This is a genomic window from Synechococcus sp. F70.1, from assembly GCF_047502745.1.
GTDB lineage: Bacteria > Cyanobacteriota > Cyanobacteriia > Thermostichales > Thermostichaceae > Thermostichus.
This window is the reverse complement of record NZ_JANSJL010000095.1, coordinates 72,674-94,574: the sequence shown is the minus strand read 5'-3', so window position 1 is coordinate 94,574 and position 21,901 is coordinate 72,674. Positions and strand designations below refer to the sequence as shown.

The following is a 21,901-nucleotide window of genomic DNA, read 5'->3' as shown; positions in this document are numbered from 1 at the left end:
CTGGCCGCGGAATGAGTTGTGCCCAAAGATAGGAAAGGACAATGCGCAGGCTTTCCCACCACCCCACTTTGCGCAGGACTTCCCAAGCTTGAATGGGGTACTGAAAATATTGCTTGCGGTAGTAGATGCGGGTAAGCCGCCGGACAGTTACTTGTTCGGATCCCAAAACCTGGTTCCACAACTCCAGCACCGCTGGGATCTTGGTAAAAAACCGGTGCGGGCCGTAGTCGAGAATGAACCCCTGGTAGCGAATGCTTTTGGCCAAGCCCCCGACTCCCTCTTCTCGTTCCACTACCACCACGGGGAAGCCTAGCTAGGTCAAGCGGTAGGCAGCCGCCATGCCCGCCGGCCCTGCCCCCAGGATATAGATGGGATCCCGCATCTGGCCTTGCTCTTGCCTTCAAGCCTTGCCGACATTGTAGTACCTGCAAAACCCTGGGAAAATGGGCAGAGGAGGCTGCGGCTGGAGGCTGGCCTGTGCTGTTGACCAAGGGCTTTGAGGTAGAAATGTACACCGGCACCGCCGCCGGGGAAGTGGTGGGGCTGTCGGATCGCATCTGCCGAGCTCTGCCGGGGTTTATGCGAGAACCGGATCGGCGCAACGTAGAGTACATCACCCCACCCCTTCGCCGCTACGAAGATCTGCTCTGTGCCCTCCTTCGGCCCCGCCTGCAACTGCGGCAGTTTTTGCGCCGCCTGGGCCCTTACACCCTCTTGCCGGGGAGCACCCTGGCTTTGGGCGGCAGCGACCACTTTGAGCGCTCGGATCCGGGCAACCCCTACCACGACTACATCGAGCGCACCTATGGCACGCGGGTGGTAACTGCCAGCATCCACATCAATGTTGGCCTGCCGGATAGCGAGGCTATTTTCCTCGCCTGTCGTCTGCTGCGGGCGGAAGCCCCTCTTTACTTGGCCCTAAGCGCTTCTTCCCCTTTCCTGGACGGCCAGGTAACGGGCTATCATTCCAGCCGTTGGCAGGTGTTTCCCAAAACGCCAGCTCAGGTGCCCTTCTTCCGGGATCACGCCCATTACATCGCCTGGATGCAGGAGCAACTGGCCCTGGGCACAATGCAGAATGTGCGCCACCTCTGGGCTTCTGTGCGGCCTAATGGTCCGGAGCGGCCCTACCATCTCAACCGGGTGGAGCTGCGCATCTGCGACCTGGTGGCGGATCCAGTGATGGTCCTGGCCATTGCTGCCTTGGTGGAGGCCCGCCTCTGGCAATTGCTATCCCAACCGGAGGTTCTGGATCCTTTGCAGGGGCCCTTTACCCCAGCGGAGCTGGAGAGCCTTTGCGAGGCTAACGAGCAAGCTGCCGCCCGCGAGTCCCTGCAAGCTCGGCTGATCGATTGGCGCACCGGCCGCGAACGCTCAGCCCAGGAGTGGATTGAAGAGCTGCTGACCGAAGCCTGGCGCATTGGCCAACCCCAGGGCCTGGGCTGCTTCTTGGCTCCCCTGCAAACTCTGCTCCAACGGGGCAACGAGGCCCAGCGCTGGCTGCAGCAGGTTAGCCAGGGATCCACCCCTGCCCAGGTGTACCAACAGGCCATCCAAGAGCTAGAGGACCAGGATCGAGAAAGACAAAAAACCCTCTGCCAGCTTGTTGGTTAGGTTCTTGCCAACGGCAGCCGTCCCTCGTTTCAGTTTTCTTGGGCGGCATTTCATCCAAAGGTTGTGCCATTCCATCCCCAGAGGTAGCCCTTGGCCTCGGTGAACTCGATGAAAATCCTCTTCTTCGGGATCCCCAAAGCTGCCTCGATGGCGCTGCAAAAAAACTCACTCATGGCCCGGGTTTGCTCGGCGGAAAATTGACCCACGCTCTTGATTTCCACGTAGCAGCAGGGATCCGCACTGCCGCCAAAGGTCATTGGGATCCCTCCTTCAAAGGCGGTCATCACGTAGGCTTCCGGCTTGCTCACCTGTTTGGCCAGAGCGGCAGAGAGCGACTTGAGCAGCTCCTCCACAGCGGCAGGTTCAGGCTGCAGCGGCGTTTGCAACTTAATTAAGGGCATAGGTGCTTCTTTTGGCCGACGAGTAGATCTTGCCATTGCCGGGGATCCAGCTGTGGTAGGTTAGCTGCAGAGTTCCGCCAATCCCCATGGAGCAGAGGAAGCCGGTCAGTTCTGAGCCTCAAGCCGGGGCAGGTCCCCGGGAGGTGCGAACCGAGGCTGCTCCTGCCCCTGTAGGTCCTTACAGCCAGGGCGTTGTCGCTTCCGGGCCTTTCCTGTTTACTGCTGGCCAGTTGGGCTTGGATCCCAAAACCGGCAGGTTGGTGGGAGAAGATGTTGCCTCGCAAACTCGGCAGGCGCTGCTAAACCTAAAGGCGGTGCTGGAAGCGGGGGGAACGTGCCTAGCCAATGTGGTAAAAACCACGGTCTTTTTGGCGGATATGAAAGACTTTGCCGCCATGAACGAGGTTTATCGAGAGTTCTTCGCCACCGAGCCCGCACCAGCCCGCTCCTGTATCCAGGTGGCCTGTCTGCCCCTCAATGCTTTGGTGGAAATCGAGGCGGTAGCCTGCTACCGAGATTGAAGCGTTCAGTTGCGGCTGGGGCGACAGTTTTCGTCGGCTGCAGATCCCGGCAAGTCAGGCACTGGATCGTAGCCCCCTGGGTGCCAAGGATGGCAGCGGCAGAGGCGGCGGATCCCTAGCCAACCCCCTCGGATGGCCCCATAGCGCCGCACCGCTTCCAGCATGTATTGGGAGCAAGTGGGGTAGTAGCGGCAGGCAGGCGGTAGCAGAGGGGAAATGGCCACCTGGTAGCCTCGGATCAGGGCGATGAGGCTGCGGGTCAAGAGATCCGATTGTTCCCGCATGGGCAAACCCTTACTTAACGGCGGCGTCAAACCTTAGCTTACAGGCTACCTAGGTTCTACAAAGCCACTAAGGAAGCCGATGCCGACCGCTGGAGCTCCGACAACAGCAGAGCTGGGTATTCTTTGTAAGGCCAGGCAAAAGCGTGGCGAAAAGCCGCCTCCTGGCAACGTTTAAGCTGATCGAAATCGATGATGTCGTGGGTCAGTAGGTTCTCGTACTCAAACGGCAGACGCACATTGTGCAAGCCGGCGTTGTCGGTGCAGATGGCGATATCCACCCCCGCCTCAAAGCAGCGGTCAAAGACTAGCTTAAGGGGCTCCAAGCTGGGCAGCGTACCCGTCTTCAGGTAAGTGGTAGGACAGACCTCTAGGCATTGGCCTCGCCGCGCCAGCTCTGGCAGCAGCTCTGGGTAGTGGAGAGGGATCTGAATGCCATGGCCAATCCGCAAGACATAGGGCAACAGCTCTGGATAACAGCCATCCAGCGTCTCATAGAGGTGGGCAGTAGTTTTGAGGCCACGGGCCAGGGCGTACTTGAAGAGCTCAATCCACTCGTCCATCCGCTCGCCGTAGGCCTTATCTCCTCCGGCCAGGTCGATGCCACTGACATACTCCGACTCAGCAGCCGCCTCGACCATGGCGCGGTTGATGTGGCTGGGCAGGCGGGAGTGCAAACACACGATCTGGGTGGTGATGATGGGATATTCTCGCTGCTGGCAGGCCTGCCCCACTATCTCGATGACCTGCCGCATCTGCTTGAGGCGATCGGCCTCGTCCAGCTTAGGATCCGTGCGTAGGTAGGGGGTGTAGCGAATTTCCAGATAGGCCAGGTCTTCAAAGACATAGGCCCCCCGGATCAGGCGATAGACGAAATAGGGTAAGCTCTCTAGAGTCTGCACCTGCTCCACCAGGGTGTGCAGCTCTAGGTACTCTTCCAGGGTGTTGCGGGGGCGGGTGTAGAACTCCTCAAACTCGGCGTAGTCGGGAAAGCGTTCTGCTAGGGGAGATCCGTGGCGATGCAGGTAGCGCCACAAAATCCTAGGAACAACCGAACCGCCTAGGTGGCGGTGCAACTCCGCATGCAGTGCCATACCTTGAAGCTTCGCCTGGAGCCACCCCTGGAGCAGACTTGGCTTGGTTGTTAAGTACTGTTTCTGCCTATTGTTATCCAGCAGCAGTGGCCTTGTCCAGGCCCAATTGTGCAGGGTTGGCTAACCAGGGATCAGGCAGTGAGGCTTGGGAGGGGCACCGGTTGGAGCATCCCCGGCGACGAAGAGGGAAGGAGCCTTGAGTAAGATAGTCCTGGAGGTTTACTGACTGAGCAGAGATACTTATGAAGGGCTGTTGGCTGTAGCCGACAGCAATCTTCCTGGAAGGGTGTGGCACGAACTTAGCGTAACGAGGTTATCTTCATGGCGCTGCCCAGCTTGCACGAGTTTCCCTGGCTGACCACGGTCATTGTCTATCCGGTGGTGGCTGCCCTCTTCATTCCGGTGATCCCGGCGCCGGCGGGGGATCCCACCACCCGGGCCTATGCCCAAAAGTTGGCGGAGCGGATCCGCTGGTTTGCCCTGTTTGTTGCGGTTACTGACCTGCTCATCCTGCTGGCTGGATTCTATGTGGGCTACGACCCCAGTCAGACGGGCTTACAACTGCTGGAGCGCTACACCTGGGTGCCCCAGGTGGGCTTGAGTTGGTCAGTTGGGGCTGATGGCCTTTCCATGCCGCTGATCCTGCTTACGGCCTTTGTAACCACCCTCGCCATCTTGGCCGCTTGGCCGGTTACCCTTAAGCCGCGCTTGTTTTACTTTCTCATGTTGGCTATGTACGGCGGCCAGATTGGGGTGTTCGCCGTGCAGGACATGCTGCTGTTTTTCCTGATGTGGGAGCTGGAGCTGATCCCGGTGTATTTGCTCCTCTCCATCTGGGGGGGACCTAACCGCCTCTATGCGGCTACCAAGTTCATTCTCTACACCGCCCTCAGCTCCTTGTTTATCCTGGTGGCGGGCTTGGCTATGGCCTTCTACGGGGATCCCGTCAGCTTTGACATGACGGATTTGGCTAGCAAAAGCTATCCACTGAACTTCCAGTTGCTGCTCTACGGAGCTTTCCTCATTGCCTATGGGGTGAAGTTGCCCATTTTCCCCTTGCACACCTGGCTGCCCGATGCCCACGGCGAAGCCACGGCACCCGTTCACATGTTGCTGGCCGGGATCCTGCTCAAGATGGGGGGCTATGCCCTGATGCGCATGAACGCGGGCATGCTGCCGGATGCCCACCTTTACTTTGCACCCGTCTTGATCGTGCTGGGGGTGGTGAACATCATCTTTGCTGCCCTCACTTCCTTTGCCCAGCGCAACTTGAAGCGGAAGATCGCTTACTCCTCCATCAGCCACATGGGCTTCGTCCTCATCGGCATCGGATCCCTAACGGAGATCGGCATGAGTGGCGCCATGCTGCAGATGATCTCCCACGGGCTCATTGGGGCCAGCCTCTTCTTCTTGGTGGGGGCCACCTACGACCGCACTCATACCCTGGAGCTGGAGGAAATGGGCGGCGTCGGCCTAAAGATGCCCAAGATTTTCTCGATGTTCACCGCCTGCTCGTTGGCCTCTCTGGCGCTGCCTGGCATGAGCGGCTTTGTGGCTGAGCTGATGGTCTTTGTCGGCATGGCTACCAGCGATGCCTATTCCCTTCCCTTCCGGCTGGTGGTAGTTTTCCTAGCCGCCGTTGGAGTGATCCTGACTCCCATCTACCTGCTGTCGATGCTGCGCCAGATCTTCTTTGGCCCGGAAAACCAAGAGCTCACCGAACACGAAGAATTGGTGGATGCCGAGCCGCGGGAGGTGTTCATCATCGCCTGTCTGCTCATCCCTGTCATCGGCATTGGGCTTTACCCCAAGCTGGTAACTAGCCTCTACGACCAGTCCACGAATGCCTTGGTGGCCCTGCTGCGGCAGGAACTGCCCCAGGCCAGTGGGACAGTTGCCCAAGCTCCTGCTCTCTCCAACAGCCGTTGAAGGAGGTAGCTGCCTTTTGCCGGCTTAAACCCGCAGCCAGCCAAACAATGTCTCGATGCTCAGTTGGATCCCTTGGGCAAAGGCGGGAACGGGGATAACCTCTTGGGGATCCTCATGCACTGTCGGCTGTTGCCCGGCAGGGTAGACAAAAACAACCCTTTCTTCGGGAGCTACGATCCACCCCATTTGGCAGCCGTGGGCCAAGCCGATCAAGATTTTTTTGACCAGCTTCACTTGGTTTTGATCGGGAGAGAGGATCTCGATCACCCAATCTGGGCAGAAAGGTATGAGGTTTTGAATGGTGCCGTCTTCATCCACAGGAATCCGCTCCCAGACGATCACAGAAATGTCGGGCACAATTGCATATCCGGCGAAGGTGCAGCGTAGCTCTGGAAAGGCCATCCCTAGTTGAGGAGGCTCCAACAGCTCGTTGATGAAGCTGCCCAGTTTTAGTTGGAGACGGCTATGTTTTGCTTGTGGTATCGGTTTTTGGGTAATTTCTCCTTCCATGAACTCGCTAGGAGGCTCAGTTTCCGGCTGCTGTAGAAACTCCTCCAGAGTTAAAGACTTGGCAGGTAGACTGACCATGCTTTTTTCCTCGCAAGTTGCCTTTGGAATCTGACAGTCAGAGCTACAGATCTAAGTCTGGGTAGTGCTGCTGCTGGCGGTCATAGGGGCTTTTGCCAGCAAACAGCCCCATCAAGGGCCCCAAGATGAGGCCAAACACAAAACCTCCGGCATGGGCCCAGTAGGCGATCCCTCCCCCCTCCATGCCAATATTGATAGGAGTCTGCAGGCTAGCAATGCCATAAAATGCCTGTTGCACAAACCAAAAGCCCAAAAACACCCAGGCAGGAACATAGACGGTTGTGGTAAAAAGGCCCAGGGGCACCAAAGTCAGGATCTCAGCCTGGGGAAACCGCAGGATGTAGGCTCCCAACACCCCCGCAATAGCCCCACTTGCCCCCAGCGAAGGGATGGCGGACTCCATATCGAAAAACCACTGAGTTAGGGCGGCCAAGGCTCCACAAGTTAGGTAAAAAATGAGGTAGCGCACATGGCCCAGGCGATCCTCGACGTTGTTGCCGAAGACCCACAAAAAGAGCATGTTGCCGCCAAGATGCAAAAAGCCCCCATGCAAAAATTGTGAGGTGAATAGAGTTACCCATTCGGGGCGCAGCGAAGAGGTGATCTCGCCTCGGAAGCTGGCCGTTAGTTCCGCTGGCACCACTGCCCACTCTCGGAAAAAAGCCACCAGTTCTTGCGGGGATAGGGTAAGCTCATACACAAAAACCAGGATGTTGATGAGGACCAGGGCATAGGTAACATAGGCCGGGCGGGTAGTGGGGTTGCGATCTTGGAGGGGTACCACGGTTAGAATCCGGTTGACATCACCCTCTAGCCTAGCTCGATAGGTCTTTCCCGACCCAGCTTGAGGCTACACTAGGGTAGCTTGCTGGTAGGATCCCTAGACTGCAGGGGTGTGCTTGCTGTCCCTCACAGCTGACAGTGGATTTGAGGAGAGGATTGATGTCTGAGGTTGAGAGCCGAACTGCCCCGCTTAAGTTTTTGGTGGTCGAGGATCATCCCGAGGTCGCCCAAAACAATTGCGAGTGGCTACAGCGGATTGCAGCCGATGCCCAGTGCATTGCTGTTTCCAATCCGATGGACGCCATCCGGCGGTTGCAGCGGGAGCAGCCAGACCTGGTGGTGGTCGACTTGCTCTACGGTCAAACCAGCGGCGAGCAGTCTGCCGAGCCGGGCCTAGAGTTGTTGCGCCATATTTTCGAGAACTACCCCACCCTGAACGTGATGGTTTATTCCAGCGAGCCCCTGCTGCTAACTCCCCTGGTGGGCCTAATCAGCAAGCACCAGGGCGGATTTGCCGCCGTCAACAAAATGGAGCGGCGCAGCGTCTTCCTGGAAGGGGCCAAAAGTGCTCTCAACGGGGAATTGCGCATGCCGCGAGAGTTGCGCGGCCTAACGAAGTTGACGGAGCGGGAAATTGAAGTCTTAAACTTACTCTGCAAGGAGGCCCTTACTGACCAGGCCATTGCTGACCGCATCCACACGAGCAAAAAGACCGTACAAAACTGTATTCAAAGACTCAAAGAAAAGCTTGATATCTTTGGGTCGGAAGACGAGATCAATGCTCGCGTTGCCATGTGCATGGCAGCAGTTCAGAGAAAGCTCATCCAGTGGTAGTTGTTTAGCCTCGAGTGAGGGTAGACAAAGAAGGCAGAATGTCTTCTCGAAAGGGAACCTCGTTCTGATTGACTCTCTCCAGCTCGGCCAACACGAGGGGATTGACGCGGTTTAAATAGGGCACCAAAACCTGCCCTAGCCGTGGACGATAGAAGCGGTGGTAGCTATACACTGGTGTAGCTGGGAATCCCCGTCGGATCTTATGGGATCCCCCGGCTCCGGGATCGAAGTTGCGGATTCCCTCCCGGATGGCCAGGGCAATGGGCTCGTAGTAGCACACGTTAAAGTGCAAGAACTTCACCTCTTCCCGGCAGCCCCAGTAGCGCCCAAAGAGGCGATCCCCTTTGCGGACACAAAAAGACATTCCTATCACTTCTGAATCTCGCTCTCCGGCTACTAGCACCAGTCGCTGCCGGTAGTTGGGATAGAGGGATTCAAAAAAGCGGCGGTTAAGGTATTTGCTCCAGTTCCAAAACTGAGCGCAGGTGTTGCTGTAGAAGTCGTACATGAGAGAAAGTAGACGCGGCGTGATTTCCTCACCGGTGTAGACCTTGAGTTCTATGCCGCTTTTTTCCATGGCGGCCCGCTCTCGCTTGATATTGCGCCGCTGGTTGGCGTTGAACTGGCTCAAAAAGTCTTCGTAAGAGCGGTAGCCAGGATTGTGCCACTGGTAGTTGTGGGTAATTCGGGGGGTGAATCCGTCGGCTTCTAGCTGGGATCGCCACTCCAAATCCACATAGAGCAGGCTGAACACGGAAATATCGTTCTCTTGGCAGAAGCGATCGATGGCGGCCAACATCAAGGGCCACACCTCTGCCTCTGAGTAGTCGGGGTGGACAAGAGGGCGATAGCCGGTGGCCGGCGTAAAGGGAGCCATGCCAATCAGCTTAGGGTAGTAGCGTTCCCCCAGTCGGGCGGCCACAGCAGCCCACTCCTGGTCGAAGACAAATTCTCCCTGGCTGTGGCTTTTCAAATACAAGGGAGTCGCCGCAATCAGCTGCCCCCCCGCCTCCACAAGCAGGTGACAAGGCAGCCAACCCGTGTTGCGGCTGGCACAGCCGGAAGCCTCTAAGCTGTATAGCCACTCGTATTCCAAAAAGGGAGAGGTGCGCTCCGTTTGCAGAGCGTGCCAACTAGAGGCAGGGATCTGGCGGATATCGTGACACCAGCGCACTTGCAAGCCCGTTGACATTGACCTGCTCTGCTTTTTGGGCAACTTCAAGAACTCTTGGAAAAGAGATCCTTGAGGGCAGTGCGGGCAGCCAAGTGCTTGCAGGCGGACTCGAGGATCTCGGCTTCCCGCCGCAGCCGAGCTTCAGTGCTGACCATTTCCAATAGCGCCTGCTGATCGCGAGGGGCTCCATGGAAGTGGCTAGCAACCCAGTAGGATAGCTCTACAGGGTCAGTGGGCAACGAGTCTGGCAGTGCCGCCTCCCGTTCCATCAGCTTGCTGGAGAGGCGCACCACCTCCTGGAGCAGAGTAGAAACCTGAGCGACCAAGTCTTGAAGATCGCCCTGGGGGGGCTCGTCCTCAATCCACTCCACCAGCCCAATCCGGAAAGGCTTTTCCCGCACGTAGTCCAGCACGCGGAAGCGCTGCCGTCCCACGGTCATAATATCCATGCGGTCGTCCGGCAGCCTTTGCACCTGCACCACCTCTGCACAGCAGCCCACTTGGACAGGGGATCCCTTTTGGGGATCGAACATCAGCACCCCAAAGCGCCGATCCGTCTCCAGGATGGTGTTGAGCATCATGCGATAGCGGTACTCAAAAATGTGCAGCGGCAGGGGACGGCCTGGAAACAACACCACCTCTGGCAAGGGAAATAGGGGCAGCTCGCAAACATCCACAGAAGAGGAAGGCATAAGGCTTTTGTATTTTGCGCTCCTGAGTCTAGTTTAGCGATCCCGAAAAAGCCCTAGGCAAAGCGGTGGTGCCAGAGGGTGATGGCAAGGGCTAGGGCATCGGCAGCGTCGTCGGGACGGGGTAAGCAGGGCAGGTTGAGCTCGCGGGCCACGGCAGCCTGTACGGCCTGTTTGTCGGCGCGGCCATAGCCTGTTAGGCTTTGCTTCACCTGGGCGGGGGTAAACTCCACCGGCACTAGCTGATGCTGGGCCAAGACGAGCAAAATCACCCCCCGCGCCTGGGCAATGGGGATGGTGTTGCTCATCTTGTAGAAAAAGAGCTTTTCCAGGGCCACCTGCTGAGGCTGCAGCTGCCGCAGGAGCTCCCTCAAATCCTCGTAGAGAATCTGCAGCCGTTCGTGGATGGGCTGCTCCCCGGGCGTGCTGATGATGCCGTAGTCCAGAGACTGGAGACCATCGGCTCTGGCCAGAATGCAGCCAAAGCCCACCGTCCCCAAGCCGGGGTCGAGGCCGAGGATGCGCTGCTCGGGGAGGTTGTCAGGCCAGGGAGTCTTTTGCGGGGGAAGAAGTTGCGGCGGCATGGTTGCTGCGCAAGTAGATTAGCCCCGAAATCAGGGTAAGGGCCACCGCCACCCAAAAACAGGGGATCCCACCCGGCCAATTGAGGATTAGCAGGGCGATGGCTAGGATTTGGACTGCCGTCTTGGCTTTGCCCCAGAAATTGGCGCTGTGAACCTGACTTTGGTTGGCCCGCCAGCCAGCGATGGCTAGCTCTCGCCCCACCAACAGGAAAGCCCCCCAGGCCGGGATCCGCCCCAGCTCCACTAGGCCCAGCAGCGGCGCCAGCACCAGCAGCTTATCCACCAAGGGATCCAAGACCTTGCCAAGGTCGGTGACCAGCCCATAGCGGCGGGCCAGGTGGCCATCCAGCCAATCGGTTGCCGCTGCCCCTAGAAACGCCCAGAGGGCCAGTCTTTCCCCCTCTGGGGATCTCAGGCTCAGTCCCCCCAGGATGAAGGGGATCCCTACTAGGCGCAGCAGGGTAAAAGCCGTGGGCAGGTTTAGCCACGCCGGTTTGCCAAGGGGAGCTGGGGGGGTCTGGCTCATGGTTTTCCTCTTTAGCTAGCGATAGCGGCCCAAGCGCTCAGTGAGCAGGCGGTAGAACCCTTCTGCATCCACCCCAAAGGCCACCTGCACGTTGGCCGGGCGGCCGCTGAGGCCCCAGCGATCCACCACCGTCCGGCCCAGGTTGAGCGGGCTGACTGTATCCACCTCTACATAGCAGGGTTTGAGCTCAAACAACTGCGGCTGCAGGAGGTAAGCAATGACACAGGGATCGTGCAAGGGCCCTCCCGGTAGGCCGTAGCGCCGGACATCAAACTTGCCGTAGAAGGTAAGCATGTCGGCCACCGTTTGCCCAACGCGAGTGCCCAGAGCGCGGATGCGCTCGATCCGCTCTGGGGTGCTGAGGACTTGTCCGGTAACATTTAGGCCGAGCATGACGACTTCGGGGATCCCGGCACTGAGGACAATCTGGGCGGCGTGGGGATCAGTGAGGATGTTGAACTCGGCAGCCGGCGTGACATTGCCCTCAAAAGCGGATCCTCCCATAAACACCAGCCGCCCGATGCGCTCCACAATCTGGGGCTGCTGCACTAGGGCCACCGCCAGGTTGGTCATCGGGCCCAACAACGCCAAGGTTACGGGCTGCTGCGCCCCCCTAAGGGTCTCAATGAGAAACTGCACCGCGTGCTGGGATCCCAGCGGCATCTGCGGCTCCGGCAAATTGGCCCCGTCGATCCCGCTTTTGCCGTGCACCTCCTCCGCGGTTTCCAAGGGGCGCAACAGCGGGCGGGGACAGCCGGCATAAACTCCCACCTGCGGGCGGCCGGCCAACTCGCAGATCTGCCGGGCGTTGCGGCTAGTCTTCTCCAAAGAGACGTTGCCGGCTACCGTGGTAATGCCCAGCACCTCTAGCTCAGGCGAGGCCAGCGCCAGCAGCAGGGCTACAGCGTCGTCTTGGCCAGGGTCACAGTCGATAATCAAAGGCAGCATGGGGCACCCCCAGTGTAGGCTTCTTGAGCGCGAGGCAGATTCCAGGCCGTTTAGGAAGATTTAAGATTAGAGACAGTTCTTATCGTTATATCCTGTTGGAGACCAGCGCCTATCCGCTGCACGTTTGCTTTTTGCTCGCCTGGGAGCCGGCTGGAGGAAAGCAGCTGGCGCTAGAGGTTTTGCTGCCGCCAGACCGTTTTGTAACTGAGGTTTTCCAGGATCCCCAGACTCTCCTGGAAGCCCTGCAACAGGAAGAAAGCCATCCAGACTGCCTGGTGCTCTTGGTAGCCTTGGAGCGGCTACCCACGCTGGAGGCGCTAGGCCAACAGCTCTGCAAGCAGGGGCTGCTGTTGCCAGCCGTGGTGGCTATGGTTGCAGAGGCGGCAGAGCTCCAACCAGAAAAGGCTGCCAGCCTCTCCGCCGCGCCTCCCCTTTCTCCAGAGGCCAGAGCTTTGCTGAAGCGAGAGCAATTTTTCTACCACAACGCTACCCTGGTTCGCCTTGTCTCGCCCCAAGAGCTGCTTTGCCCCCCGACCCCGACTTCCCCTTCCACCTTGGAGCTGCTCGTCAGTCGGGCCATTGCCTTCTTTCTCCAGGTTTCTCCCATCTGCAGCTTGCCCCCAGCCCTCCCCCACCCCGAGGACAGTTACCGGCAACAGCAGCGGCTGGCAGAAAAGCTGCGGGAGCGGCTGGGCTATGCCGGGGTGTACTACCATCGGGATCCAGCCCTGTTTTATCGCCACCTGCCCCCCGAGGAGCAACAGGCCCTCATGCGGCGGCTGCGCAATCTTTACCAGGCCATTGTCTTGGACTATTTCCAATCTCCTGAGACGGTCAATGCCCGCATTGACGAGCTGGTGGCGCTTGCCTTTTTTGCCGACATCAGTGCTGCCCAACTCTTGGAGCTGCACATGAACCTGATGGAGGATTTTGCCAAACAACTGAAGCTGGAGGGTCGCAGCGAAGAGATCCTGCTGGATTACCGCCTCACCCTCATCGACGTGATGGCTCACCTCAGTGAAATGTACCGCCGCTCCCTTCCCCAACCTGCTCCAAGAGATCCCTAGCCATGTCCAGTCGCAAAGCCTATGTCCTCAAGCTCTATGTGGCGGGCAATACGCCCAGTTCTCTGCGCGCCCTCAACACCTTGCAAGAGATCCTGGAAAAGGAGTTCGGCGGCGTCTACAGCCTGAAGGTCATCGATGTCTTGAAGAGCCCGCAACTGGCAGAGGAGGATAAGATCTTGGCGACACCAACCCTGACCAAAGTTTTGCCGCCGCCGGTACGGAAGATCATTGGCGACTTGTCCAACCGCGAGAAGGTGCTCATCGGCCTAGATCTACTCTGCAAAGAAGCGGACGAAGAGGATTAAGAGGAGAGAGCAGGATGAGCCAGCCATTGGAACCTTCTGGGCCGGAAAACCTGCAGGAGAATGCTGCCGAGGAGATCCTTAGCCGCCGCAACGGCAGCCCAGAGCTGCGCGGGATTCCCAAGAAGCAAACGGGCATCGAAGGTTTTGAAGACATCAGCCACGGCGGCCTGCCCCTGGGGCGCGCCACCCTGGTCAGCGGCACCTCGGGTACGGGCAAGACCCTGTTTGCCTTGCAATTTATCTACAACGGCATCGTCAAGTACCAAGAGCCGGGAATCTTCGTTACCTTTGAGGAAACCCCTGCCGACATTATCCGCAACGCCTCCAGCTTTGGCTGGGATCTGCAGGCCCTCATCGACAAAGGTCAGCTCTTTATCTTGGATGCTTCTCCAGACCCGGAGGGCTACGAGGTCAGCGGCAACTTCGATTTGTCTGGCCTCATCGAACGCATCCAGTACGCCATTCGCAAATACAAGGCCAAGCGGGTTGCCATCGACTCGGTGACCGCCATCTTTCAGCAGTACGACCCTGCCGGCGTGGTGCGGCGGGAGCTCTTCCGCTTGACGGCCCGCCTCAAGCAGGCCAACGTCACCACCGTCATGACCACGGAGCGCACGGACGAGTACGGCCCGATTGCTCGCTACGGGGTGGAGGAATTTGTCTCCGACAACGTGGTAATCCTGCGCAACATCCTGGAAGGAGAGAAACGGCGGCGCACCATCGAGATCTTGAAGCTGCGCGGCACCACCCACATGAAGGGCGAATATCCCTTTACCATCACCCACGAGGGGATCAGCATCTTCCCCTTGGGGGCGATGCAACTGACTCAGCGCTCCTCCAATGTGCGCATCTCTTCTGGAATTGAGAAGCTGGACGAAATGTGTGGCGGTGGCTTCTTCAAGGACTCAATTATCCTGGCCACCGGCGCCACGGGAACTGGCAAGACTTCGCTAGTGAGCAAGTTCCTCGAGCGGGGCTGCCTGAATGGGGAGCGCTGCCTTCTCTTTGCCTATGAAGAGTCGCGGGCGCAGCTTGCCCGCAATGCCTCTTCCTGGGGCATCGACCTAGAGGGGTTTGAACGGCAGGGCCTCCTCAAGATCATCTGCGCCTACCCCGAGTCTGCTGGTCTGGAAGACCATCTGCAGCGGATCAAAGCGGAGATGATGGCCTTCAAACCTTCCCGCATGGCCATTGACTCCCTCTCGGCGCTGGCGCGGGGCGTAAGCCAAGATGCTTTTCGGCAGTTTGTTATTGGTGTAACTAGCCTAGCCAAGCAGGAGGAGATCACTGGCTTTTTCACCAACACTACTGACCAATTCATGGGATCCCACTCCATCACTGAGTCCCACATCTCCACCATTACCGACACAATTATTCTGCTGCAGTACGTGGAGATTCGGGGCGAGATGGCGCGGGCCCTCAACGTCTTTAAGATGCGGGGATCTTGGCACGACAAGGGCATCCGCGAGTACGTCATCTCCAACTCGGGCATTGAAATTCGCGATTCCTTCCGCGGCTACGAGCGGATTATCAGCGGATCCCCGACCCGAATCAGTGTGGACGAGAGAAGTGAGCTTTCCCGAATTGTGCAAAACCTAGATTAGGTGAAAGGTTCACCAAACGCTGCTCATTCAACCGTAACCGACTTGGCCAAGTTACGCGGCTGATCCACGTCGGCTCCCCGGCGGAGGGCCATGGCATAGGCAAACAACTGCAAGGGGATGACGTTCAAAACCGCTGACAGCAGAGGAGTGGTGCTGGGCACCTCGATGACGTGGTCGGCTTTCTCCCGCACCTGGGTATCTTCCGGGTTAATTAGAGCAATGACCCGCCCGCCCCGCGCCCGCACCTGCTCGATGTTGGAGAGCATTTTTTCGTAGACAGGATCGCGGGTGGCAATGCACACCACTGGCATGCGCTCGTCGATGAGAGCAATGGGGCCGTGCTTCATCTCCCCTGCTGGGTAGCCCTCGGCATGGATGTAGCTCACTTCTTTCATCTTCAGCGCCCCCTCTAGAGCAATGGGGGCATTGACCCAGCGGCCCAGGTAGAGCATGTCGGTGACATGGTGGTACTGTTCCGCCAGGTGGTCGTAGAGGGCGGCGTCTTTTAACAAGAGGCTGATCTTGGCTGGCAGCTCGATCAAAGCTTGCAGGTGGGGTTGGATCTGGGCTGGGCTGAGGATCCCTTTGGCCTGGGCCAGTTGCAGGGCCAGCAGGTACCCTGCCACCAACATGCCGGTAAAGACCTTGGTGGAAGCCACGGCGATCTCCGGCCCGGCGTGGATGTAGATAACCCCCGCATCCGCCAGGCGGGTGGCCTGGGATCCGATGGCGTTGACGATGGCTAGGGTGGGGATCCCTTGGCTACGGGCCTCGCTCATGGCTGCCAGCGTATCCACCGTCTCGCCGGACTGGGTAAGAGCCAAAAGCAGGCTGTGGGGACGCAGCACCGGCTGGCGGTAGCGAAACTCGGAAGCGTAGTCCACCTGCACCGGGGTGCGGGCCAGGCTCTCAATGAAGTACTTGAGCACCAGGCAGGCGTGCCAGGCAGTGCCGCAGGCCACAGCGTGGATCTGCTCCACCTGAGCCAGTTGCGCTTCTGTCAGGGCCAGCCCCTCCAAGTTCACCCGGCCTGCTTCCAGATCCACCCGCCCCCGCAGCGTCTCGGTGATGGTGCGCGGCTGCTCGTGGATCTCTTTTTGCATGAAGTGCTTGTAGCCGCCCTTGGCCGCCGAGACCGGATCCCAGGCCACTGTAAGGGGGGTTTTGCGCAGCTCCTCGCCGGTAATGCGCTGATAGCGCACGCTGGAGTCGGTGAGGATGGCCATCTCTCCATCTTCCAGAAACACCACCCTGCGGGTGTGGCGGATGATGGCAGGCAGATCTGAGGCCACAAAATTTTCCCCTTCCCCCTCCCCAATCACCACAGCCCCGGCATTGCCCAGGCGGGCGGCAATCAGCCGATCCGGCGCCTCCCGATCCAAAGCCACCACGGCATTTCCCCCCCGCAGCCGTCCCATCACTTTGCCAAAGGCCACCTCAAAGGATCCCAGCTCCTCGACGTAGAGACCGAGCAGTTGGGCAATGACTTCGGTATCGGTTTGGGAGCGAAAGGTAACCCCTCGCCGCAGCAGCTCTTCCTTTAGCTCCAGGTAGTTCTCCACAATGCCGTTTTGAATAACCACGACGCGCCCCTGGACGTCGCAGTGGGGGTGGGCATTTTCTTCGCTAATGCCGCCGTGAGTGGCCCAGCGGGTATGCCCAATCCCCACCTTGGCTGTGGGCATGTTTGTAGTGAGTTTCACCACCAGGTTGTGCAGCTTGCCGGTGGCCCGCACGATCCTCAAGCCTTCTTCTGGATCCACGGTGGCAATGCCTGCGGAGTCATAGCCGCGATACTCCAAGGTGCGTAGGCCCTCCACCAGAATGGGGGCAGCCCACTGAAAGCCCACATAGCCGACAATGCCACACATTCCTCACACCTCAACCCTGGTCGACGGCGCGGCGTCCTATACCCGCAAAGCCTACCCCAGCTTCGGGATCCCTTCAATGGCTTTTGCCGCTGCTAGGGGAGCGGATCTCGGCAGGGATCTTGGCTTCCTCTTGGGGAACCGGCTGCTGCCCCATAGGGGCGAGGGTAAAAGAAACGGGCGCGACTTGGACGGCAGCGGGCTGAATCCCGTTGTTGGAAGGGGCGCTGGAAACCAAGTTGCTCAGCCCCAACACCAGCTCTCGCAGGGCGCGGCGAAACTGGGGATCCCCGGTAAGCTCGTCGATGTCAGCCGTGATCTTTTGCACGTTCTGAAAGGAGATGCGGGCGGAGTCCAGGGTTTGGCGCAAGGTTGCTAAGGTGCCCGGGTCGCTTAGGGCAGCCGCAAGCTGCCGCAGATCCTCAGTGGCCTTGGCCGCGTTCTCCGCCGTTACTCGCGCCCCTACTAGGATCTGGCGCACCTCCTCCTGCAGTTGCGGATCGGTAAGCAGCGGGCGAACCGCGCTCGACATCGCCTCCAGATCGGCGCTCACCTGCTGGATATTCTCTAGGGCGGCCTGGAGCGAGGTGCGATTTTCTAGAAGCAGGGCCGTGAACTGGTCGGCAGCCTCCTGGAGACTTGCGGCAGTTTGGCTCACTGCTCTAGCCGCCTCGGTGAATTGCAACAAGTCCAGATCTTCCGTGCGCAGGGCTGCCACCCGATCTTCCAGGGTTTCCGAGAGGTTGGCCACGCTGTCGGCAACGCGGGTGATCCCTTCTAGGGTGGCGTTAAGGGTGCTAAAAACCTCATCATCGTTAACCCGTGCAAGCAACCGCTCCAGGGGAATCAGCAACTGGCCAAAATCCACCCCCGGTGTGCCCTCCACCACATCGCCATCGCAGATGATTTGGCTGCGGTCGCAATCGGCAGCTAGGGGGGATCCCACTGCCCCCTCGACACTCCCCCTAGGCAAGATGTCCACCACCGTCTCCCCCACCAACCCTGTTTGCTTGGTAATAAACAGAGCATCGCGAGGGATGATCAAGGGCTGGTCGATGGCCACCTGGACCTCCACCTGAGCTGCCTGAGGCACGATGCGCTCCACCCGGCCCACAGCTACCCCCCGCAGCCGCACGCTAGAGCCCTCCGCCAGGCCGGCCACGCCGGGATAGGTAACGGTAAACCGAAAGCCGCGGCTGCCAAAGCGCAGGTTGTAGATCCACAGAAACAGCCCGGCAAAGATCAGCGCCCCCGCCAAGATCAACAGGCCCACTGCCCCTTCTCGGATGGCTCGCGAACGCATCACACCTGCCCTGCCACTTGAATTGGCCCTTCTACACTACCGCTGAAGAATTGCCGCACAAAGGGGTTGTCGCTCGTCTCAATCTCTTGCACGGATCCCTCCCACTGCACCCGCCCCTGGGCCAAGAGCACAACGCGGTCGGTGGCGCGGTAGATGGTGCTGTGCTGGTGGGTTACGACGATGTAGCTCTCGCAAGCTTTTTTCACCTGTTGCAGATCCCGGATGAGGTCTTCGATTACGGTGGAAGCAATGGGATCCAGGCCCGCCGTGGGTTCGTCGTAAAGCAGCAGTTGCGGCTCGTCCTGGGGCAGAGAGGGATCCTCTATGATGGCGCGGGCAAAGCTAGCCCGTTTGCGCATCCCCCCAGAGAGCTCTTCCGGCAGGCTGTTCTCCTTACCCGCCAGCCCCACCGCCTCCAGCTTGGCCGCCACCAGTTCCCGAATGCGGGCTCGCGGCAGCCGCGAGTGCTCGTAGAGCAAAAAACCGACGTTTTCCTCCACCGTTAGGGAGTCGAATAGAGCCGCTTGCTGAAATACCATGCCCAGCCGCAAGGGGGGAGTGCGGTGGCCGGCCTGAATCTCTGGCAGGGGGATGCCGCACCAGAGCACTTCGCCAGCGTCGGGCTCCGTTAGGCCCGCGATGATGCGCAACAGGGTCGACTTGCCAGTGCCGGAAGGCCCCACCAGTCCTAGGGCATCGCCCCGGTACACTTTGAGGTCAATCCGATCCAGCACCACCGTAGCCCCAAAGCGCTTAGAGACCTGCCGCAGCTCTACCAGAGGGATCGGCTCGTCTACCTTGGCTGGAGAGTGTCCACCCTCTACCCCTGCTGGGGGCTTCTGGTGGTTGTCCTTGCTGGTGGCAATGGCTTGCTGGCAGCACTTTGTCCACCACTTCCGGCAAAACTGCGGAATCAGGGTACGTTCCTCCGGTGGCTTGCCTCCACTGCTAGTCTACAAGGCCCTTCCCCTGCCCGGACAACCTGCTGGCGATTTAGTCCAACTGTAGCTCGGCGGCAGACTCCACTTCGGCAAGAGCGGCTAAGCCGGCAGGGATCTCCTCTGTTAAACGGGGCAGAGCCGAATCTGGCTGGGCCACGGCTGGGGGAGAAGGACTGCGGCGCTGGGAGAAGCCCCAGACAAACACAGGGAACACAGCCACCACCATTCCCCAGTCCGGGATCTCGATCTGGGGGAAGAACACCTCCAGCAGCATGAGGCTTCCCACTAGGGCGATGATGGCAAAGGCAGCATCTTCCAGGCGGGAAAACTCATCCAGCCAGCGCAAGAACAAAGAGGCCATGTAGCGCATCAGGGTAATGCCGAGGATGCCGCCAAGGATGATCACCCACGCCTTGCGGGAGACGGCCACGGAAGCAGCAATGCTGTCGAAGGAAAACACAAGGTCGGTGAGCTCCACCATGACCAGCGTTTGCCAAAAATTGGCCTGGCGAGTGATGTCCTGCGCTGGGCCTTCCTCTTCCCCGCGAAAATGTTGCCAGGCCAGCCAGAGCAGGTAGCAGGCCCCCAAGAATCGCGCGGGCGGGTACTCGACCAACCACACCGCTGCAAACACGATGGCAATACGAAAGCCATAGGCGCTGACAATGCCCCAGCGCAAAGCCCGGTTCTGCTGCTGGGGGGTGGGCAAATGCTTGACCAAAGCAGCCAAGGCGACAGCGTTATCGGCAGAGAGGGCCGCCTCCAAAAACACCAGAGCCACCACCAAAAAGAGATCCGCCCAACTAAAAGACTGAATTATCCCTTGAACAAGAGCCACAGCGGTGTCTATTGCCTTGATTGACATAGCAGCGAGCTTCCTGTGCTCCGGTCAAAGAGTCGTTCGTCCCGTGCAGCCAACCCCAGACGGCTATCCTACGTCCATAACCCCCCTTTCGGAAGATTTTTGTGGTCGTTGAGGAAGCGCCCCAAGAAGGGTAGCTGGAGAAAGGCTCGACCCCTCAGCTTCCTCCCAGCGGAGAACTTCAAAGCTCCAGCATAGCTATGGCCCGAGTATAGCTTGTCCAGCTCAGGATCGTTTTACATTTCTTAACCTTCCCTATCTCCAGGAGTTGCAGGCGAAGGCAATCGCGTCGCTAGCCGCTGTCCACAGCGCAGGATCTGGCCTGCCAAAATGGCCGCCCCAAAGCCGTTGTCGATGTTCACCACTCCCACTCCCGCCGCACAGGAGTTGAGCATGGTCAGTAGGGCAGCCAAGCCCTGGAAGCTGGCCCCGTAGCCAACGCTGGTGGGCACAGCGATTACCGGACAGTCTGCCAGGCCCGCCACCACGCTGGCCAAGGCTCCCTCCATGCCTGCCACTACAATGAGCACATCGGCTTCCAGAGCGGCGCGGTGGTGCAGCAGGCGGTGGATCCCGGCCACTCCCACATCCCAGAGGCGGTTGACCTGAAACCCGGAGAGCTCGGCGGTGAGAGCGGCCTCTTCAGCCACCGGCACGTCGGCAGTGCCAGCGGAGATCACGCTAATCTGGCCGGGATAGCTATGCACCTTTTGGGGAGGGATCCAGCACAAGCGCGCTACAGGAGAATACTGGGCCTGGGGCAAGCGGCAGCGAACTTGGGCATAGACCGAGGGATCGACGCGGGTGGCCAAAGCTAGGGATCCCTGGCGGTGCAGCCGCTCCAGAATCTGGGCAATCTGCTCGGGAGTTTTGCCCGGCCCCCACACGGCTTCGGGAAAGCCGGTGCGCAGAAGGCGATGGTGATCCACACGGGCGAAGTCTCCTACCGCCTCAAAAGGCAGGAAGCGACAGGCTTGCAGGGCCTGCTCGGGAGAGAGCTTCCCCTGAGCCACCGCCTGGAACAGTTCCTTCAAGGTTTGGTCAAGCGGCATAGAAGGGGGGTTGGGCAGCTCTACTACGCTAAGGAACCGCGCGGGAAAAACAACACCGGATGCCAACTTTGCCGTAGAATCTCGCCGGTGAGGCTACGGATTGACCACTCCCAAAAGGTCCCCACCCGTGGGGAGGCGGTGGCAATGGCGGTCATGTCCTCCTCAGCAGCGGTGGCTAGGATTTCCTGAAGCGGGGATCCCACCCGCACCAAGGCCCGCAACTGCACCGGTTTTACCTGCTCGACCAGCGGTTCGACTAACCGGGCCAAGTCGGCCTCGGCCCTGCGCTTGAGCTCTTCTGCCGGCGATCCCTGGTTGCGGCGGGCGCTGGGATCCACCACATAGAGCAGCGTAATGGCCTGACACTGGGAAGTTCCTGGCAGCAGTTGGCCAAGACGGCTGAGGAGCTGCCGGCGGGGCTCCTCAAAGTCAAAAGGCACTAGGAGGGAGCGAAATAGGTGGCGGCTGCGCAGGCGCAATTCTTCCAGAGTAAAGGCGGCGATGAGTTGCGGACGCATCACCATTACCGGGACGGTCAGCTTCGGCAGCAGCTCCAAGGTGGTGCTTCCAAACAGTTTTTCGGTGAGCAGATTGTGGATCCCCATGCCTGTGATTAGCAAGTCGGAGCTGCAGGTTTGGATCCCTCTTAAAATCAGATCCACCGCCTTGCCCGCCTGCACCAAGACTTCGACTTCCAGCCCTGCAGGAACGGCGCTCAACACCTCTTGTAAGCGAGCCTGTTGCGCCTGCACTTTGGGGGTGAGGTCTTCGGGAAGGCCAATGTCGTCGTCCTGCCGAGCAACGCTATGCACAAAAGCAACGCGCTCAATCCCATTCAGGTAAAGCTCTTCCAGGCATTTGCCAAAACGCTGCAGTCCATCGCGGCAATCGGTGGCGATCAACAGGCTTTTGAACATATGGCTTTAGGCAGAG

At 59.3% G+C, this 21,901-nt stretch carries 24 protein-coding genes; 7 read left to right on the top strand and 17 right to left on the bottom strand.

The genetic code is table 11. The annotated features are described in order from the left end of the window. On the bottom strand, nucleotides 1-301 hold a 301-nt coding region (locus tag NW860_RS09810), incomplete at its 3' end, for an NAD(P)-binding protein (RefSeq protein WP_414513903.1). 176 nt (nucleotides 302-477) lie between these two features. Here NW860_RS09810 and gshA point away from each other — a divergent pair. Then, the gene (gene gshA, locus NW860_RS09805) at nucleotides 478-1,614 is read left to right on the top strand and encodes a glutamate--cysteine ligase (protein WP_414404728.1); all 1,137 of its coding nucleotides are present in this window, start codon (nucleotides 478-480) and stop codon (nucleotides 1,612-1,614) included. A gap of 50 nt (nucleotides 1,615-1,664) precedes the next feature. On the opposite strand, the gene NW860_RS09800 is transcribed toward gshA, so the two are convergent. After that, nucleotides 1,665-2,015 (bottom strand): phenylpyruvate tautomerase MIF-related protein, encoded by a 351-nt coding sequence (locus NW860_RS09800; protein WP_414422567.1) that lies wholly within the window; start codon nucleotides 2,013-2,015, stop codon nucleotides 1,665-1,667. A gap of 86 nt (nucleotides 2,016-2,101) precedes the next feature. Here NW860_RS09800 and NW860_RS09795 point away from each other — a divergent pair, with 86 nt between their 5' ends. Further along, on the top strand, nucleotides 2,102-2,536 hold the full coding sequence (locus NW860_RS09795; RefSeq protein ID WP_414513901.1) for a RidA family protein: 435 nt from the start codon (nucleotides 2,102-2,104) through the stop codon (nucleotides 2,534-2,536). 5 nt (nucleotides 2,537-2,541) lie between these two features. Here NW860_RS09795 and yidD read toward each other — a convergent pair whose 3' ends face one another. Continuing rightward, nucleotides 2,542-2,820 (bottom strand): membrane protein insertion efficiency factor YidD, encoded by a 279-nt coding sequence (gene yidD, locus NW860_RS09790; RefSeq protein WP_414404731.1) that lies wholly within the window; start codon nucleotides 2,818-2,820, stop codon nucleotides 2,542-2,544. A 56-nt stretch (nucleotides 2,821-2,876) separates the two neighbouring features. Next, entirely contained in the window at nucleotides 2,877-3,911 is a 1,035-nt protein-coding gene (locus tag NW860_RS09785) for an adenosine deaminase (protein WP_414395074.1), read from the bottom strand. A gap of 336 nt (nucleotides 3,912-4,247) precedes the next feature. Here NW860_RS09785 and NW860_RS09780 point away from each other — a divergent pair, with 336 nt between their 5' ends. Beyond that, nucleotides 4,248-5,840: an NAD(P)H-quinone oxidoreductase subunit 4 gene (locus NW860_RS09780; protein ID WP_414404945.1), complete on the top strand. Its 1,593-nt coding sequence runs from the start codon at nucleotides 4,248-4,250 to the stop codon at nucleotides 5,838-5,840. A gap of 24 nt (nucleotides 5,841-5,864) precedes the next feature. Here the strand turns inward: NW860_RS09780 and NW860_RS09775 are convergent, their stop codons facing one another. Then, nucleotides 5,865-6,428 carry a Uma2 family endonuclease gene (locus NW860_RS09775; RefSeq protein WP_414513898.1) on the bottom strand — a complete coding sequence of 188 codons (564 nt, stop codon included), beginning with the start codon at nucleotides 6,426-6,428 and terminating at the stop codon, nucleotides 5,865-5,867. Nucleotides 6,429-6,471: 43 nt separating this feature from the next. Beyond that, nucleotides 6,472-7,212 carry a rhomboid family intramembrane serine protease gene (locus tag NW860_RS09770; protein WP_414404733.1) on the bottom strand — a complete coding sequence of 247 codons (741 nt, stop codon included), beginning with the start codon at nucleotides 7,210-7,212 and terminating at the stop codon, nucleotides 6,472-6,474. A 158-nt stretch (nucleotides 7,213-7,370) separates the two neighbouring features. On the opposite strand from NW860_RS09770, the gene NW860_RS09765 reads away from it, so the two are divergent. After that, nucleotides 7,371-8,045 (top strand): response regulator transcription factor, encoded by a 675-nt coding sequence (locus NW860_RS09765; RefSeq protein WP_414410934.1) that lies wholly within the window; start codon nucleotides 7,371-7,373, stop codon nucleotides 8,043-8,045. A 4-nt stretch (nucleotides 8,046-8,049) separates the two neighbouring features. Here NW860_RS09765 and NW860_RS09760 read toward each other — a convergent pair whose 3' ends face one another. Genes NW860_RS09760 through NW860_RS09740 form a run of 5 tightly spaced genes read right to left on the bottom strand, consistent with a single transcriptional unit; the run spans nucleotide 8,050 to nucleotide 11,966 of the window. After that, nucleotides 8,050-9,237, bottom strand: a complete 1,188-nt coding sequence (locus NW860_RS09760; RefSeq protein ID WP_414513895.1) for a GNAT family N-acetyltransferase — start codon at nucleotides 9,235-9,237, stop codon at nucleotides 8,050-8,052. Between the two features lie 26 nt (nucleotides 9,238-9,263). Beyond that, nucleotides 9,264-9,911: an LON peptidase substrate-binding domain-containing protein gene (locus NW860_RS09755; RefSeq protein WP_414395084.1), complete on the bottom strand. Its 648-nt coding sequence runs from the start codon at nucleotides 9,909-9,911 to the stop codon at nucleotides 9,264-9,266. 53 nt (nucleotides 9,912-9,964) lie between these two features. Next, complete coding sequence (gene ruvC, locus NW860_RS09750) at nucleotides 9,965-10,492, bottom strand: crossover junction endodeoxyribonuclease RuvC (protein ID WP_414513893.1); 528 nt, start codon at nucleotides 10,490-10,492, stop codon at nucleotides 9,965-9,967. Continuing rightward, a complete protein-coding gene (gene pgsA, locus NW860_RS09745; protein ID WP_414513891.1) occupies nucleotides 10,449-11,018 on the bottom strand; it encodes a CDP-diacylglycerol--glycerol-3-phosphate 3-phosphatidyltransferase in 570 nt (189 codons plus the stop codon). The genes ruvC and pgsA overlap by 44 nt, the downstream gene beginning before the upstream one ends. Nucleotides 11,019-11,033: 15 nt before the next feature. Continuing rightward, complete coding sequence (locus NW860_RS09740) at nucleotides 11,034-11,966, bottom strand: nucleoside hydrolase (RefSeq protein WP_414412210.1); 933 nt, start codon at nucleotides 11,964-11,966, stop codon at nucleotides 11,034-11,036. A gap of 95 nt (nucleotides 11,967-12,061) precedes the next feature. Between NW860_RS09740 and NW860_RS09735 the strand changes: the two genes are divergently transcribed. From NW860_RS09735 to kaiC, 3 genes are read left to right on the top strand one after another with little or no spacing between them, the layout of a single operon-like run. Then, nucleotides 12,062-13,033 carry a circadian clock protein KaiA gene (locus NW860_RS09735; RefSeq protein ID WP_414513889.1) on the top strand — a complete coding sequence of 324 codons (972 nt, stop codon included), beginning with the start codon at nucleotides 12,062-12,064 and terminating at the stop codon, nucleotides 13,031-13,033. A 2-nt stretch (nucleotides 13,034-13,035) separates the two neighbouring features. Further along, complete coding sequence (gene kaiB / locus NW860_RS09730; RefSeq protein ID WP_414395092.1) at nucleotides 13,036-13,338, top strand: circadian clock protein KaiB; 303 nt, start codon at nucleotides 13,036-13,038, stop codon at nucleotides 13,336-13,338. Nucleotides 13,339-13,352: 14 nt separating this feature from the next. Then, complete coding sequence (gene kaiC, locus NW860_RS09725; protein WP_414513887.1) at nucleotides 13,353-14,942, top strand: circadian clock protein KaiC; 1,590 nt, start codon at nucleotides 13,353-13,355, stop codon at nucleotides 14,940-14,942. A 23-nt stretch (nucleotides 14,943-14,965) separates the two neighbouring features. Here the strand turns inward: kaiC and glmS are convergent, their stop codons facing one another. From glmS to NW860_RS09695, 6 genes are all read right to left on the bottom strand, one after another. Next, a complete protein-coding gene (gene glmS / locus NW860_RS09720) occupies nucleotides 14,966-16,813 on the bottom strand; it encodes a glutamine--fructose-6-phosphate transaminase (isomerizing) (RefSeq protein ID WP_414395096.1) in 1,848 nt (615 codons plus the stop codon). 73 nt (nucleotides 16,814-16,886) lie between these two features. Further along, nucleotides 16,887-18,113, bottom strand: a complete 1,227-nt coding sequence (locus NW860_RS09715) for an MlaD family protein (RefSeq protein ID WP_414513914.1) — start codon at nucleotides 18,111-18,113, stop codon at nucleotides 16,887-16,889. Next, nucleotides 18,113-18,850 (bottom strand): ABC transporter ATP-binding protein, encoded by a 738-nt coding sequence (locus NW860_RS09710; protein WP_414395097.1) that lies wholly within the window; start codon nucleotides 18,848-18,850, stop codon nucleotides 18,113-18,115. The genes NW860_RS09715 and NW860_RS09710 overlap by 1 nt, the downstream gene beginning before the upstream one ends. 256 nt (nucleotides 18,851-19,106) lie before the next feature. Continuing rightward, nucleotides 19,107-19,919, bottom strand: coding sequence for a TerC family protein (locus tag NW860_RS09705; RefSeq protein WP_414420412.1), 813 nt, complete (start codon nucleotides 19,917-19,919; stop codon nucleotides 19,107-19,109). Nucleotides 19,920-20,161: 242 nt separating this feature from the next. Continuing rightward, nucleotides 20,162-20,968 carry a nickel pincer cofactor biosynthesis protein LarB gene (gene larB, locus NW860_RS09700; protein ID WP_414395101.1) on the bottom strand — a complete coding sequence of 269 codons (807 nt, stop codon included), beginning with the start codon at nucleotides 20,966-20,968 and terminating at the stop codon, nucleotides 20,162-20,164. Nucleotides 20,969-20,991: 23 nt separating this feature from the next. Further along, nucleotides 20,992-21,885, bottom strand: a complete 894-nt coding sequence (locus tag NW860_RS09695) for a universal stress protein (protein WP_414513884.1) — start codon at nucleotides 21,883-21,885, stop codon at nucleotides 20,992-20,994. Between the last annotated feature and the right edge of the window lie 16 nt (nucleotides 21,886-21,901).